This window comes from Streptomyces sp. NPDC001219 (genome assembly GCF_053597915.1).
This window is the reverse complement of the sequence record NZ_JBSFJF010000017.1, coordinates 13,345-27,916: the sequence shown is the minus strand read 5'-3', so window position 1 is coordinate 27,916 and position 14,572 is coordinate 13,345. Positions and strand designations below refer to the sequence as shown.

The following is a 14,572-nucleotide window of genomic DNA, read 5'->3' as shown; positions in this document are numbered from 1 at the left end:
TGACTGGGCACCAGACGGCTTCCGCCCGGCGATACGACTGGCCCCACAATGCTGCGACCGGAACCGATCGCCGGGTTGGTGGCGATCGGCCTCCAGTCGCCCAAGTGCGGCTCGATGATGAGGAGATGACCGCCAACTCCCGCGCACAGTCGTTCGATATGGCCGCCGCCCAGTACGCGGCCAGCCGGCCTTCGTATCCGCCTGCGCTCTTCGATGCCATCGAGGAGCTCTGCGGTGCCTCCTTGGCCGGTACCCGTGTCGCCGATGTCGGTGCGGGCACCGGGATTGCCACCGCGCTGCTGCGCGAGAGAGGTGCCGAGGTGATCGCCGTCGAGCCCGGTGAGGCCATGGCCCGCGAGTGCCGCAAGGCGCTTCCACAGGTGCTGGTCGTGCGTGGAGACGGGAACGCTCTGCCTCTGGCCGACGCTTCCTGCGATCTCATCGCCTACGCGCAGTCCTGGCAGTGGACCGATCCGGCCCGCTCCGTCCCGGAGGCGCTACGTGTCCTGAGCCCGGCCGGTGCACTGGCGATCTGGTGGAACACCACTGCCTTCGACGTTCCGTGGCTCCGTGCGCAGCACGAGCGCATCGCGCGCTGCTGCGGAACGCAACTGGCGCCCGCCAGGCGCCCAGGCGACAGTGACGCCATCCGGCTGGCGGGCCTGACAGGTCTGCGGGTCACACGCCACCAGGTGCGCTGGACCCGGGTGGCCCCCCTCGACATGCACTTGGCCAACCTCGGCAGCCGCTCAGCGTTCCTCGTCCTGGACGGGGCCCGTAGGCGTACGTTCTTCTCCGGTGAGCGCAGAATGCTGAGCGATGCCTTCCCGGATGGCGAGGTCGAGGAGACCTATCTGGTTGATCTGCTGGTGGCCGTCCGCCCATGACCTTGCCCTCCGCATGCCTGGCGGCCAAGGTGCCGCCACCGTCAGGCCACAGCGGTGAGCGGTCTGCCACCCCGCCGGTAACGGGTGCCCACCGCCGTGGCCCGGGTGCCCGGGCCACGCGGGTGCCGGCTACTGCTTCGGCAGCAGGACGCTGTCGATGATGTAGACGGTGGCGTTGGCGGTCTGGACGTTGCCGCAGACGACCTTGGCGGAGTCGTCGACCGTGTAGGACTCCCCGGAGCCGGCCGTGGTCAGCTTGCTCTTCGCCAGCGTGTCGAAGGAGCCGTCGGCGAGCTGCTCGGGCGCGGCCTTCTGCCCGACGACGTGGCCAGTGAGGATCTTGGTCAGCATGGCCTTGTCGGCGAGGACCTTGTCCAGCTGAGCCTTGGGGATCTTGTTGAACGCGTCGTTGGTCGGCGCGAAGACGGTGATGTCCTTGGCGCTGTTGAGGGTGTCGACCAGACCGGCCTTCTTGACGGCGGTGACCAGGGTGGACAGCGCGGGGTTGTGGGAGGCAGCGGTGGCGACGGGGTCCTTGGCCATACCGTCGAAGCTGCCCTTGCCGTCCTTGGGCACGGCGGAACAGGCCGGCCCGAACGGCTTGGCCATGGTGTTCATCCCGCCGTCGGCGGCACCACTGTCCTTGGACGGCTTGGCCGAGGACGAGGACGCGTCGGAGTTCTTGTCCTTGTTCCCTGCTTGGTTGTCGCCGGAGCAGGCGGCCAGGGCGACCGGCAGCACAGCGGCGGCGGTGACGGCGACGACGGTGCGGCGGATACGCAGAGCGTTCACGGAAGTTCTCCCGATGTAGAGGATGTTGTCTGTCTCAGGTACGCGTGGTCTGTGGCGGGGATGTCAGGTCACGGTGACCACCACCGAGTGCCGGCCGGAGGCGCCGTCGGGGACGGGACGGGCGCGCTTGTCGGTCTGGGTGTAGCCGGTGCGGTCGGTGGCACGGACTTCGAGCCTGTGGGTGCCGGACTTCGCAGGCCACCGCCACCACCACTGCCGCCAGGTGTCGACCGGGCCCTCGGCAGCCAGTTCGGCCCGCTGCCAGTCACCGCCGTCGACACGGACCTCGACACGGTCGATGCCCTTGTGCTGGGCCCAGGCGACCCCGGCCACGGCCACCGTGCCGGCTGTGAGGCTCGCGAACGGCTTCGGGGTGTCGATCCGGGACTCCGTCTTGATGGGCGCCTCGGCGGCCCAGTCACGCTTGACCCAGTACGCGTCGTACGCATCGAACGTGGTCAGCTCGATGTCCTGGAGCCACTTGCACGCAGAGACATAGCCGAACAGCCCGGGGACGAGCATGCGGACGGGGAAACCGTGCTCGAAGGGCAGCGGCTCACCGTTCATCCCGACCGCCAGCAAGGCGTCCCGTCCGTCCATGACCGTCTCGACCGGGGTGCCGATCGTCATGCCGTCGACGGAGCGGGCAAGGAGTTGATCGGCCGGGCCGCCCTTCGACGGAGGCCGCACGCCGGCCTCACGCAGCAGCTGAGCGAGCCTGACACCGAGCCAGCGGGCGGTCCCGACGTAGGAGCCACCGACCTCGTTGGACACGCAGGTCATGGTGATGTCACGTTCGATCAGCGGCCTGGCCAGCAGCTCCTGGAAGTCAACCGTGAGCGGCCGGGTGACCCCCTCGCCGTGGATGCGCAGCCTCCACGTACCGACGTCCACACGCGGCACGGTCAGTGCTGTGTCGACGCGATAGAAGTCGCGGTTGGCCGTGGTGAACGGGCTCAGCCCCGGCAGCTTGAGATCCACTCCGCGCGGCAGCTTCGGCGCGGCCGAGTCGGGCGGGGGAAGCGTCACCGTGGCCCGGGACGCCGCGGCCTGCTTGGCGCCGGCGGCATTCAGCCGCAAGCCGAGAAACCCGATGCCGGTGGAAGCCACTGCCACCCCGGCCACACCGACGACAAAGCCACGGCGGTCCATCCCAGAGGCCGTCGAGGGCGCGTTCCATGGCTGGCCGGACGCAGCCGGGCACCCGGCCAGCAGATAGAGCGCGGCCGCCGCGACCAGGGCCCCCACCACAGAAGGGACCGCATCCGGCACCCCGGGCGAGTCGGGACGTCCCGTGGCCGCCCAGGCGCCCACCGCCCCGAAGAGGAGTACGCCCGCCGAGGCCGTCCTCCGCAGCCGCTGCGCCAGCACCCCGAGCACCATCGCGAAGACCGCGAGCACGACGAGGATGCCCAGTTGCAGGATCAGCTTGTCGTTGGTCCCGAAGTTCCGGATCGCCCAGTCCTTGACCCACGAGGGCGTACGGTCGATCGCCGCACCGCCCACCGCCGTGACCGGACTGGCCTCCGGCCGGACCGCGACAGCGGCCAACTCCGCCACGGCAAGCGCCGCGTACCCGGCGACCAGGCCGCTCAGCGCACCCGGGGCCGCGTGCAGAAGGGTCCTCTGTCGCGTCCTCATGCCCGGGATTCGGAGCCCTCGCGCGTGCGGATTGGTCTACTTCGCCACAGATTTCCCAGACCTGACGAGACGAGACGCTCCATGACAACCCCGCCGGCCAGCCGCCACAGCCCGCCCGAGGCCATACCACCATGGTCTGCGGATACCTGCGGGCCGCAGTCTGCGTTGCCGACTCAGCAAGGGCCTGAGTCGTCACCGCTTGCCGTGCCGCTCACCGCCCGGCCTCCGCCAGCGAGTTCAGGGTGGTGGTGAAGCGCGAGCCGGGAGGGCAGCAGGCGGCGACCTCGGCGGCGTCGGCCGCGGTGTCCACATCACGCAGCACGGGCAGGTCACTCACGCTCAGCCCCGCTTCGGCGAGTCGGCGCCGCTGGATCGCCCCCGTGCGGTCGGTGGACATGGGCACGCCGCGCACCAGGGCTGCGGCGCGCGCCGGGTCGGCGAAACCCAGCGCCCAGAATCCGCCGTCCGCGGCGGGCCCGAACCAGGCATCCGTGCCGTCTCGGCCGACCCACGCAAGGAGGTCCGTGGTCAGTTGGGGGGTGTCCATCCCGACCAGGAGGGCCGGTCCACGGTCACAGTGGCCGAAGGCGGCCGCGATCCGCTCGTCCAGGCCGCCGGCGCCCTGGGACACGATGTCGAATCCGGACGGCAGCCAGGGGCCGGGAACACCGTCGAGAACCAGGACTCGACGCCGGACACGGGCCCTGAGCACCGTGTGCAGGGTGTCGGCAAGGGCTGCCTCGGCCAGAGCAGCCGCCTCCTGGGGCGTGTAGGGCGGGGTGAGCCGCGTCTTGACCCGCCCCGGCACCGGTTCCTTGGCGATGACCAGCAGTGTGTCCATAAGCCGGGCGCTCATCGCCCGGTTCCTGGGGTGGTCGCCGCGGACACCGGGTCGGTGACGGGCCGCTCGGCGAGGACGGCGCGCATATCCCGTACCGCCTGCCAGGTGCCCCGCCAGGTACCGGTGACCTTCGAGCGGCCGGTGCGGGGGTGATACGGCACATCCGTCTCCGCCACCCGCCAGCCTGCGTCAGCGGCGCGGACCACCATCTGGAGCGGGTAGCCGGAGCGTCGGTCGGTCAGGTCCAGAGCGAGGAGGGCCTGGCGGCGGGCGGCGCGCATCGGGCCCAGGTCGTGCAGCCGTAGTCCGGTACGCCGGCGGATCAGACGGGCCAGTTCCAGGTTGGCCAGACGGGCGTGCAGTGGCCAGGCGCGGCGTGTCACGGGCCTGCGGCGGCCCAGTACGAGGTCGGTGGAACCGTCGAGAACGGGCCCGCCGACAGCGGGCAGAAGTGCGGGATCGAGGGAGGCGTCGCAGTCGCAGAAGCAGACGACGTCAGCGGTGGCGGCGGTCAGGCCCGCGTGGCAGGCGGCGCCGAAGCCGCGCCGCGGCTCGTGGACGACATGCGCCCCGAGGGCGCGGGCGATGTCCGCCGAGCTGTCGACGGAGCCGTTGTCGACGACGATCGCGCGCCAGCCCGAGGGGATTCGGCCCAGCACCCACGGCAGGGCCTCGGCCTCGTCGAGGCAGGGCAGCACCACGTCCACGGGAGAAACCGAAGAAGGGGATGTCTCGGTCATGCCACTCACCCTACGGAGACAAAGGAGACATAGGAGCTGAAGGGAACTCACGGATCGCTGACATCCTCTGATGCTTCCGCCGAATGCCGAATGTGGAATGCCGCATATCGGTGCCAGAGTCGGTGGCGGTGAATCCGTACGGGAAGGGGCCGGCCCTTCGTCGTCAGCCGGCTCGCAGCGAGGCCGTCGCGAACTCCGCCATTCCCTCCGCGAACGCGACCTCCGGCTTCCAGCCCAGTTCGTCACGCAGCCTGCGCGAGGAGGCGGTGATGTGGCGGACGTCGCCGAGCCGGTACTCCCCCGTGACGACCGGCGTCCGCCCGCCGTGCGCCGCTGCCAGGACGGCGGCCATCTCCCCTACCGTGTGCGGCTCGCCGCTGCCGACGTTGTACGCCGGCGTGGTCCCCTCCGGCAGACCGGGCAGACCGTCCAGGGCCGCGAGGTTGGCCCGGGCCACGTCCCTGACATGGACGAAGTCCCGCCGCTGGCCGCCGTCCTCGAACACCCGCGGTGCCTCACCGCGCTCCAGCGCGGACCGCAACAGCGCGGCTACACCGGCGTACGGGGTGTCACGCGGCATCCCGGGACCGTACACGTTGTGGTAGCGCAACGCGGCCACCCGCCCGCCGACGGCGCGCGCCCACGCGAAGGCAAGGTGCTCCTGCGCGAGCTTGGTGGCGGCATAGACGTTGCGCGGATCAAGCGGGGCGTCCTCGGCCACCAGGCCGGGCGCGAGCGGCTCACCGCACCTCGGGCAGGGCGGTTCGAAACGTCCTGCCTCCAAGTCGGCCACCGTGCGCGGCCCCGGCCGGACGACACCGTGCTCCGGGCACTCGTAGCGCCCTTCTCCGTAGACCACCATCGAACTCGCCAGCACCAGACGCCGCACCCTGGCCCCGGCCATACCGGCCAGCAGCACCGCGGTGCCCAGGTCGTTGCAGCCCACGTAGGCGGGGGCGTCGGCGAAGTCCTTGCCGAGCCCGACCATCGCCGCCTGGTGGCAGACGGCGTCGACCCCCCGCAGGGTCTCGGCCACGGCCTCCGGGTCGCGGACGTCCGCATGTCTCCAGTCCACCCCGTCGGGGATCGGCGGGGACGTGCGGTGCGCGGCAGGCAACAGCGCGTCGAGCACGCGCACACCGTGCCCGGCGCCGGTGAGGGCGGTGACGACGTGCGAACCGATGAAGCCCGCACCTCCGGTTACCAGGACCAACATGCCACCGACCGTACGGCCACGGGCCCGCCCGGCGGCGGAACGGCGCCGGAACACCAGGAATGCGTCAGCCTCCCGCCGCAGGCTGGGCCTCGCCGGGTGGTGTGGCCCAGGCCGTCAGCAGGCCGAAGCCCGCGCGGGCCGCGATCCGCTGAAGCCCACCGGCTCTCACCGCGGCGGCCGTTCGGCTGTCGGGGTGGTCGTCGGCGACCGCTCGTGCCGCTGCCGCCGGCTCGGCCGCCGGGCCATCACGATGAGCAGAACACCGCCGGCCGGACCGAGCCGCCCATACCGCGAACGATGTGATCCGCTGTGTCGAACCGTAAGGTCAGCGAACGGTCAGCCTTCCCGGCTCATGGTGACGCGGTAACGATGAGTGCGCAGAAGCGGGAGTGCCGACGCGATGTGTGGGCGGTGGTGGCCGCGGTCGTGCTGTTCGCGCTGGCGGTGGTCATCGGACGACTCCTCAACAGGACCGTTTACGGTTCGGAGGGGATTCTGCGGCTGGGGTGGCCGCCGCTGTATGCGTGGTGGCTGCCGCATGTCGGCCCGGGGACGCCGGCGGCTCTCGCCGTCGCCGCGCTGGTGGTGGTCTACGGCCCGCCGACTGCGCGGCGCCTGTCGTGGCGGGCGCTGGTGCCGGCTGTCTGGGGCGCGGCCATGGCATGGACGTGGTCGCTGGCGCTCGTGGACGGTTGGGGGCGCGGCATCGCCGAGCGGCTGACCAGCAGTCTGGAGTACCTGCAGTCGGTGAACGGCGTGCACGATGTGCCCGCTTTCCTGCGGGATTTCACGAACCACATCCTGGTCGGCTCGCCCCACATCTGGCCGGCGCATGTGGCCGGCCACCCGCCCGGCGCACTGCTGACGTTCGTCGGCCTGGACCGTATCGGGTTGAGCGGTGGCGCCTGGGCGGCAGCCTGGTGCATCACCGTCGGGTCGTCGTTCGCGGCCGCGGTCGTGGTGACCGTGCGGGCGCTGTGTGGTGAGCAACTGGCCCGGCGAGCGGCCCCGTTCCTGGTACTGGCCCCGGCGGCGGTGTGGATCGGTGTCAGTGCCGACGGTTATTTCGCCGGTGTCTCTTCCTGTGCGGTGGCGCTGCTCGCGCTGGCGGCCACCCGCACCACGCGCAGGCCCGGCCTCGCGGCTGTGGGTGCCGGTCTGCTGATGGGGCTTGCCTGGTACCTCTCCTACGGCCTGACGGTGCTGGTCGTGCTCGGTGCCGCCGTGCTCCTTCTCGCCCGGTCGGCGCGCCCCCTTCCGTTTGTGATCCTGGGAGTGCTGCCGTGGGTGGCGGCCTTCACCGCCGCCGGGTTCTGGTGGCTCGACGGCTACACGGCCCTCGTCGAGCGCTACTACCAGGGCGCCGCCAAGGTCCGCCCGTACGGCTACTTCGTCTGGGCCAACCTGGCCGCTCAGGTGCTGACAGTGGGCCTGGCCACGGTCGCGGGGCTGTGCCGAGCCGCGGGACCTCTGCGGGCAGCCGTGCGGGGGATGCGGCGTAGGTCACCGGCCGGGCGTGGTGCGCTGTCGGTGCTGGTCGCCGCGGCGTTGTGCATGACGCTGCTCGCGGATCTGTCCGGAATGAGCAAGGCAGAGACCGAACGGATCTGGCTGACCTTCGCGGTCTGGCTGCTCCCCGCCTGCGCGCTGCTGCCACGCCGGGCTCATGCCGGGTGGCTGGCCGCCCAGGCCGTCCTCGCCCTCCTCGTCAACCATCTGTTGCTGACCGGCTGGTGACGGCTGCACGGCCTGGGGCCGGACCGGGAGCCGCCATCCAGCAACGCAGTGCCCGCTGCTGCACCTTCCCTCAGCCTTGACGTCGCGTGTGTGCCGGGGGAGAGCCGGCCGACCGCTTCAGTTCGAGGAAGTGGCGGTCGCCGACCGACCAGTGTTCGCCCGGCCGCCACCCGGTCACCGCTGCCGTGCGACGCAGCGCGGCAACGCCGACGCGGGCCCACGGGAAGGGCATTCCAAGGCGGCCACGGCCGTCATCGAACCGCACACGCAACCGTTCGTCGACGTCCTCAGCGGCCGCCTCCACCAGCAACAGGCTTCCACGAGGAGTCACCAGGCTCCCGATGCGCTCCAGCAAGGCCGGCGGGTCGCCGCCGATCCCGATGTTGCCGTCCATGAGCAGCGCCGTATTCCAGAGCCCCTCACCGGGAAGCCGCTCGAAGACGGATCGGCACAGCGCCGCGCCTCCGGTGTCGGCGGTCCGCGCGACGGCGGCACGGTTGATGTCGATGCCGAGCACGAGGTGGCCGAGCGCCCGGAGGGCACTGACCAAGCGCCCCGGTCCACAGCCGATATCGAGGACCGCCCCCTTGCACCGTCGCAGGACGCTCATGTCGGCAGGGTCCGGAGCGGCACACCAGCGGTCCACCTCTGACGACAGAACTCCACCGTCCATACGCCGCATGTAGAGGGGGCCGCGGCCGTCCTGCAATGCGTGCGCATACGGGTCCTCGTACCGAGGGCCGGGGCCCAGCGGCTGCTCCGGCGCATGCTCTTCGGTGCTCACGGGGCAGGTGCCTTCGCGTTGCGGAGCCGATCGCACTGGGTGGCGCCGGTGGTATCCGTGGGCATCGGGACGTCCCACAGCAGGCTGGGGTCGGGTTCGGTCAGGCCGACGACCCGGAAGCCCGGGGCGGATTGCCTGGCCAGGACGGCCGGTGTGGTTCGTTCAGGTGCGCGGGGCATCGGGATTTCCCTGCCGGCCCTTTCTCGGAACTGGCGGCCTTGGTTACGCCTGGTGTCGGCCGGGCGCCTTCGGAGGGGCTTCGTGCGCTCGTGGCCGGGGCGAACGCGCACGCCACATGGCGACCAGCAAACACACTGCGGAGGCTGCGAAGAGGGCAGCCGAGATGAGCAGCCAGCGGCCCCAGAACACGTCGGCCGGCAGGCCGGTGTACGAGGTGAAGCCCGGGACCCGGTTCAGGATGAGCGGATACCAGACGAGGAGCAGCAGGAGGGCCACGAAGACGGGCACACGGATGTAGTTGATCCGGCCTGTCAGCGAGTGCGAGCGGTCCGTCGTGTCCCTTCCGCGCCGGAAGACGCACTGCACCACTCGGTCGGTGACGGTGTAGAGGGGGAGAAACACCAAGTCGTGCAGGAGCGCGGCGCCCACGAACCAGAGGACGACGCCGAGCGTGTCTCCGTTCAGCAACCGGAGTCCCGCATAGACGGCGAGCGCGAAGGAACACAGCACGAGCAAGAGGTGCAGCGGGGAGGCGCCGTAGCGGGTGCGGAAGCCCTTCACTGTGCTGCTCCGAAGGTGAGGCGAGTGACCCATTTGGTGTTGTGCACACCGGGGTTGGCCGGGACGATGATCCGCGCCGGATAGCCGTGGTCCGGGGAGAGGTCCGCGCCGTTGACCCGCAGGGCGAGCAGTGACCTGGGGTCACGCACCTGGTTGTCGCGCAGGTGGGTGGAGCTGAAGGCTCCACCGCGCTGGGCGGACTCGACGAAGACGCCGGGAGGGCTCTGCCGCTGTCCGACCAGGGCTGCCAGGTCGGACAGCCGTACCCCGCTCCAGTGCTGGTCGTCGGTGGACCAGCCCTCCACGCAGGCGATCGGCAGGGCTGCCGTGTGCTGCGGCAGCGCCAGCACCTGCGCGCGGGTGAAGATCCGCTCCCGGCCGGGGCCGCGTACGACCAGGCGCCAGTCGGGCCCGATGTCGCGGGCCCGGATACCCACCTCCGCCGCGGTCTTGTTGATCTGAAAGCCATTGGGGCCCTTTCCTGGCTCCTGCCCGTGCGGTGCCAGCAGCGCGGTCTTGCGCAGGGCCCCGCCGATGCTCTGCCCGGCCGTCACGACGAGCAGTGCCAGCGAGCCGGCGCCCACCAGGCCGAGTGCGCCCCGCCGCGACATCGTGGGCGGCGCGGGGTGGGGCGTCACCAGGCCGGTGTCATCCGCCGCTTCGGGCGTCGTGCGTGCGGCGGGGGTACGCAGGACGCTGCGAAAGCGATGGCTTCGCAGCGCCCTTGCCATAGTGGGAATCCGGAAGGCGACGTGGACGACGAAGGCGCCGATGAAGACCCAGGCGCCGTAGAAGTGCAGGGTGTAGAAGGACCCGGGGAAGATGTAGTGGAGCTGGATGTTGAGCACACCGGTGACGAATTCGAACAGCACCCCGCCCACGAGGAGCAGCAACGAGAGCCGCTCCAGTGCATGGCTCAGTGAACGCACCGGCGGCCAGGTGAACAGCTTGGGGACGACCGACCAGAGCTTCGCCAGCAGGATCGGGATCAGCACCACGCCCAGCGTCACGTGGATTCCCTGGGTGAGGCGGTAGAGCCAGTACGGGCTGGTCGGCCAGGAGAACAGGTAGAAGCCGAGCCAGCCCTTCCCCGGCGTCTTGTCGTTGCCCGGTGCCAGGTTCGGGTTGTACGCGGCGTAGGACAGCAGTCCGGTCACGAACAGCACGGTGATGCCGACCAGCAGGATCAGCCCGAACACCGACGTCAGCCACGGCCCCCGCAACGGACTGCGCCAGAAGCCCGGCCGCGTGGGGCCCGGCGGCGGAGTGTCCAGCAGCGCGGCGAGGCGCCGACGCCGACCGGGACGGGGCTTGGCAGCCTTTTCGGTGAGGGGGGAAGCGCCGGCGGCCCGTCGATGCGCGGAACTCCCTCGGGGTGGCGGGCTGCTGTCGGCCGCCTTGTCAGGCTGTCGCTGCGGCCTGGCACGACGAGGCTCGCCATCGCGGTCGCTACCCTCCACATCGATCCCCTCACGGTGCCGGTGCGACATGATCGCCGCCCAGAACCCACCGTATGCAGCTCGATGCGCAATTCGCCCTTTGCCGCACATTACGGAACCCTTTCGGCCCCACGCCGACCTCACCCCCGCCCAGACGGACTCCCTACGCGCAGAAGCACCCGAGTGTGATCAGCGATTGGTCTCGGCCCCTGCCAGGCCCCTCGGCTTGCCGCCGATGCCCCCACCGGGTCGCACATCGGTCGGTGCACCGACCGGACATAGGTGGTCACCTCGGCGGTGCTGACGGGTCTGCTGGCGCCGCAAGAGGCGCGTGCCGCGTCCGATCCAGCAGTCGGCGTGAGAATGACATGGTCATTCGTCACTCATGTCAGCTGGCACTCCCCCGCAGACCATCAGCGACCACCTGATGTCCGCTGTCGCGGTGACCGGTGGTCAGCGTTTGACACGGTTGCGGATCGCCAGGACGGCCAGGCCCAGAAGGACGGGTTCGGCGAAGCAGGAGGCCATCTCGGTGTAGGTCGCCCGCGGTGGTGAGGTCCTGGCCGGAAGAGCGGAACGCCACCGAAACAGAAGGCGCGCAACCCGTAGCCCGACACCGCCCAGCCCCCAGTAGGGGAGCCTTGCACCACCAGCAGACAAAGTTGCTCCTCGCGAGGCAGGAAAGTCAGCCCAGGAAACTCAGTCGGACCTGACGGTTGACATTGTCGATATTGGTGTCGACGAGGCAGATGGACTGCCAGGTGCCCAGGGCCAGGTGGCCGGCGATGACCGGGAGGGTGGCGTGGGGTGGGACGAGGGCGGGGAGGACGTGGTCGCGGCCGTGGCCTGGGGTGCCGTGGCGGTGGCGCCAGCGGTTGTCGGCGGGGAGGAGGTCGTGGAGGGCGGCAAGGAGGTCTTCGTCGCTGCCGGCGCCGGTTTCCAGGACGGCGATGCCGGCCGTGGCGTGGGGGACGAAGATGTTCAGCAGGCCGTCGCGGCCGTCTGCTGCCTCGCGGAGGAAGGCGGCGCAGTCGGCGGTGAGGTCGGCGACGGTTTCCGTCGAGCCGGTGGTGACGTCGAGGGCGCGGGTGGTGAATGCGGTGCTCATGCGTTCATTTTCGTATGGCTGGTCCGCCCTCGTCCGCACCCCCGTGGGTCTCGTCGGCAATGCGGCCGCAATGGTCCGGAAACGAAGGTCCACCAGCCGAGATGGTGTTTGACCCTTCTCGGAGCGCACCGCTACGTTCAGCGGCATGTCTACATCAGCCCTGCTCACCACGCGCGGTCACATCGACCTGGTGCGGGTGGCCTCTGCCGCGTGTCGCCGCGGCGGCCGTTGCTGATTTCTTTCTGTTGACGCGTTGAGGCCGGCCTGGGTCGTGTCCGCTCTGAGGCTGTCGGTTTAAGGCGACTCGCCCTCCCGCTTTCCCGTTGTTGGTTTCGGGCCTCGGTTTCGCGTTGGTGGCATTTTGCTGGTTGCCGCCGCCGGTAGTCCGTCATGTGCCGCCGGTCTTGTCGGAGTCGGCTGATTGCCAGTTGCTGGTGCCCGGTTGCCGGTTCCCGGTAGCAGGCTCCCGGTTGTCGGTTCCCGGTTGCTGGTGCCCGGTTGCTGGTGGTGGCTTCGCTGCTGTTTGTGGTGCGGGGGCGTGTGCGTGTTTCTGATGTGTGGCCCGCTGTCTCCTTCACTTGTGCCGTTCTCTTCCTCTTCCTCTTCCTCGCTCTCCCCCTCCCTCGGTTCGTCTCCCTGGAGCACCTATGACTCTCGACCAGGCCGTGCGTGGCCATGCGCCTCCCGATACAGCCGCTGAAACAGGGCGGTCGTCGCTCGCCAAGGGTGGGGAGGCGGGGGCCGTGGACGCTCCCCGCGAGGCGGACGGCTCCCGTGAGGTGGACGCCTCCCGTCGTGACGGGCCGGAGCTTGAGCGGGTCGTTCCGGTCCTGGGGCGGCGGTGGGCGGTGCCTCGGTGGTTGCGGCGGACGGTGGGGCCCGTTGCGCTGCTGGTGTTGTGGCAGGTGCTCAGTGCGAGTGGTGCGCTGGAGGAGGACATTCTGGCGTCGCCGGGCACCATCGCGGCCACCGCCGGGGATCTGGTCTCGGACGGGACGCTGCCGTCGGCCATGCTGGTGTCGCTCCAACGGGTCGCGGTCGGGCTGTTGTTGGGCGGGGTGACCGGTGTGGTGCTGGCGCTCGCCTCCGGACTTTCGCGGCTCGGTGAGGATCTTGTCGATGCCACCGTGCAGATGCTGCGTTCGGTCCCGTGGGTGGGTGTGATCCCGCTCTTCATCATCTGGCTGGGGATCGGCGAGGCGCCCAAGATCGCGCTGATCTCGCTGGGGGTGGCCTTCCATCTGTATCTGAATGTCTATGCCGGAATCCGGGGCGTGGACGCCCAGTTGGTGGAGGCCGGGACCTCGCTCGGGCTGAGCCGGTGGGGGCTGGTCCGGCATGTGGTGCTGCCGGGTGCGTTGCCGGGTGCCATGACCGGGCTGCGCTACTCGCTGGCCACCGCCTGGCTCGCGCTGGTCTTCGGTGAGCAGGTCAACGCCGATGACGGCCTCGGCTTTCTGATGAACCAGGCCAGGGAGTTCTTCCGCACCGACGTGATCGTGGTGTGCCTGGTGGTCTACGCGATTCTCGGGCTCCTCGCCGACTTCCTCGTCCGTACCCTCGAAAGGCTGCTGCTGCAATGGCGACCGACGTTCACGGGTCAGTGACCGACCTCGCACCCGAGGAGGACGCGCGGCCCTCGTCTCCCGGTGCCGCCGTGCGGGTGGCGGGGCTGGTGCGTGCCTTCGGTGGCCGTGCGGTCATCGATGACCTGCAACTGACCGTCCAGCCCGGTGAGTTCGTGGCACTGCTCGGGCGGAGTGGCTGCGGTAAGTCGACCCTGCTGCGGGTGCTGGCCGGGCTCGACCGGGAGATCGAGGGTGAGGTGCTGGTGCCGCGCCGTAAGGCGGTGGCGTTCCAGGCGCCACGGCTGATGCCGTGGAAGCGGGTCTGGCGGAATGTGCTGCTGGGGCTGCGGGGACGGCCGGAACGCGCGGCCGCGAAAAGGGCGTTGGACGAGGTGGGGCTGGGGCATCGGGCGGACGCCTGGCCCAAGACGCTGTCCGGTGGTGAGGCGCAGCGGGCTTCGCTCGCCCGTGCGCTGGTCCGGGAGCCGGATCTGCTGCTGCTCGACGAACCCTTCGGTGCCCTCGACGCGCTGACCCGGATCAAGGCCCAGCGCCTGGTCGCCGAGCTGTGGCGGGAGCGGGGCTGCGCGGTGCTGCTGGTCACCCATGACGTGGAGGAGGCCCTGCTGCTCGCCGACCGGGCGCTGGTGATGGCGGGCGGGCGGATCGCGTACGAGACGCCGGTGGATCTGCCGCGGCCGCGTGAAATCTCCGATCCGCGGTTCGGTGCGCTGCGCGCCCGCCTGCTCGACCGGCTCGGCGTGGAGGGCGCCGTGGAGGACGTACCGGGCGGGCCGGATGAGCTGGTGGCCCAGGACGAGGCGACTGTCCCGGAGCGTGCGGTGGCCCTGGAGGACGCGGCAGCCCCGAATGGCTCGGCGGGCCCGAGCGATGCGGCGGGCCCGGATGACGCGGGGGCTCCGGACGACTCGGTGGCTCTGGATGACGCAGCGGCCCCGGACAACTCAGCGACCCCAGCGCATGCGCCCGCCGCCCCGGATAACAACCGCCCCGACTGACGACGCCCCCGCCGCCGCTACCTGATCAGCCGGAATCAGCCCGCCGCCCTACCCCTCCC

14 protein-coding genes and 1 pseudogene are annotated in these 14,572 nt (G+C 70.5%); 5 read left to right on the top strand and 10 right to left on the bottom strand.

All coding sequences use genetic code 11. From position 1 onward, the window contains the following. Positions 1-125 precede the first annotated feature (125 nt). Positions 126-887, top strand: coding sequence for a class I SAM-dependent methyltransferase (locus ACWC9R_RS13635; RefSeq protein WP_450731332.1), 762 nt, complete (start codon positions 126-128; stop codon positions 885-887). A 129-nt stretch (positions 888-1,016) separates the two neighbouring features. Here ACWC9R_RS13635 and ACWC9R_RS13630 read toward each other — a convergent pair whose 3' ends face one another. The 5 genes from ACWC9R_RS13630 to ACWC9R_RS13610 all read right to left on the bottom strand — a co-directional run bounded on the left by ACWC9R_RS13630 (position 1,017) and on the right by ACWC9R_RS13610 (position 6,117). Then, positions 1,017-1,679, bottom strand: coding sequence for a fasciclin domain-containing protein (locus ACWC9R_RS13630; RefSeq protein WP_450731330.1), 663 nt, complete (start codon positions 1,677-1,679; stop codon positions 1,017-1,019). 63 nt (positions 1,680-1,742) lie between these two features. Then, complete coding sequence (locus ACWC9R_RS13625) at positions 1,743-3,320, bottom strand: molybdopterin-dependent oxidoreductase (RefSeq protein WP_450731329.1); 1,578 nt, start codon at positions 3,318-3,320, stop codon at positions 1,743-1,745. Positions 3,321-3,531: 211 nt separating this feature from the next. After that, the gene (locus ACWC9R_RS13620; protein ID WP_450731327.1) at positions 3,532-4,176 is read right to left on the bottom strand and encodes a TIGR04282 family arsenosugar biosynthesis glycosyltransferase; all 645 of its coding nucleotides are present in this window, start codon (positions 4,174-4,176) and stop codon (positions 3,532-3,534) included. After that, on the bottom strand, positions 4,173-4,901 hold the full coding sequence (locus ACWC9R_RS13615) for a glycosyltransferase family 2 protein (RefSeq protein WP_450731325.1): 729 nt from the start codon (positions 4,899-4,901) through the stop codon (positions 4,173-4,175). The genes ACWC9R_RS13620 and ACWC9R_RS13615 overlap by 4 nt, the downstream gene beginning before the upstream one ends. A 163-nt stretch (positions 4,902-5,064) precedes the next feature. Further along, a complete protein-coding gene (locus ACWC9R_RS13610; protein WP_450731323.1) occupies positions 5,065-6,117 on the bottom strand; it encodes an NAD-dependent epimerase/dehydratase family protein in 1,053 nt (350 codons plus the stop codon). Between the two features lie 369 nt (positions 6,118-6,486). Between ACWC9R_RS13610 and ACWC9R_RS13605 the strand changes: the two genes are divergently transcribed. Continuing rightward, a complete protein-coding gene (locus tag ACWC9R_RS13605; RefSeq protein ID WP_450731321.1) occupies positions 6,487-7,854 on the top strand; it encodes a hypothetical protein in 1,368 nt (455 codons plus the stop codon). 70 nt (positions 7,855-7,924) lie between these two features. On the opposite strand, the gene ACWC9R_RS13600 is transcribed toward ACWC9R_RS13605, so the two are convergent. The 5 genes from ACWC9R_RS13600 to ACWC9R_RS13580 all read right to left on the bottom strand — a co-directional run bounded on the left by ACWC9R_RS13600 (position 7,925) and on the right by ACWC9R_RS13580 (position 11,926). Next, a complete protein-coding gene (locus tag ACWC9R_RS13600) occupies positions 7,925-8,638 on the bottom strand; it encodes a methyltransferase domain-containing protein (protein ID WP_450731320.1) in 714 nt (237 codons plus the stop codon). After that, positions 8,635-8,817, bottom strand: a complete 183-nt coding sequence (locus ACWC9R_RS13595; protein ID WP_450731318.1) for a hypothetical protein — start codon at positions 8,815-8,817, stop codon at positions 8,635-8,637. Before ACWC9R_RS13595 ends, ACWC9R_RS13600 begins: the two co-directional genes overlap by 4 nt. A 43-nt stretch (positions 8,818-8,860) precedes the next feature. Continuing rightward, positions 8,861-9,379, bottom strand: coding sequence for a DUF4153 domain-containing protein (locus ACWC9R_RS13590; RefSeq protein WP_450731316.1), 519 nt, complete (start codon positions 9,377-9,379; stop codon positions 8,861-8,863). Further along, complete coding sequence (locus ACWC9R_RS13585; protein WP_450731315.1) at positions 9,376-10,869, bottom strand: molybdopterin-dependent oxidoreductase; 1,494 nt, start codon at positions 10,867-10,869, stop codon at positions 9,376-9,378. Before ACWC9R_RS13585 ends, ACWC9R_RS13590 begins: the two co-directional genes overlap by 4 nt. A gap of 634 nt (positions 10,870-11,503) precedes the next feature. Further along, the gene (locus ACWC9R_RS13580) at positions 11,504-11,926 is read right to left on the bottom strand and encodes a YjbQ family protein (protein ID WP_450731313.1); all 423 of its coding nucleotides are present in this window, start codon (positions 11,924-11,926) and stop codon (positions 11,504-11,506) included. Positions 11,927-12,071: 145 nt separating this feature from the next. On the opposite strand from ACWC9R_RS13580, the gene ACWC9R_RS13575 reads away from it, so the two are divergent. The 3 genes and pseudogenes from ACWC9R_RS13575 to ACWC9R_RS13565 form a co-directional block, all read left to right on the top strand. Continuing rightward, positions 12,072-12,161: a putative leader peptide gene (locus tag ACWC9R_RS13575; protein WP_362608349.1), complete on the top strand. Its 90-nt coding sequence runs from the start codon at positions 12,072-12,074 to the stop codon at positions 12,159-12,161. A 412-nt stretch (positions 12,162-12,573) separates the two neighbouring features. After that, positions 12,574-13,533, top strand: coding sequence for an ABC transporter permease (locus ACWC9R_RS13570; protein WP_450731311.1), 960 nt, complete (start codon positions 12,574-12,576; stop codon positions 13,531-13,533). Next, a pseudogene (locus tag ACWC9R_RS13565) lies at positions 13,506-14,273 on the top strand (ABC transporter ATP-binding protein); the annotation flags it as partial. The gene ACWC9R_RS13570 and the pseudogene ACWC9R_RS13565, both read left to right, overlap by 28 nt. Positions 14,274-14,572: the final 299 nt, after the last annotated feature.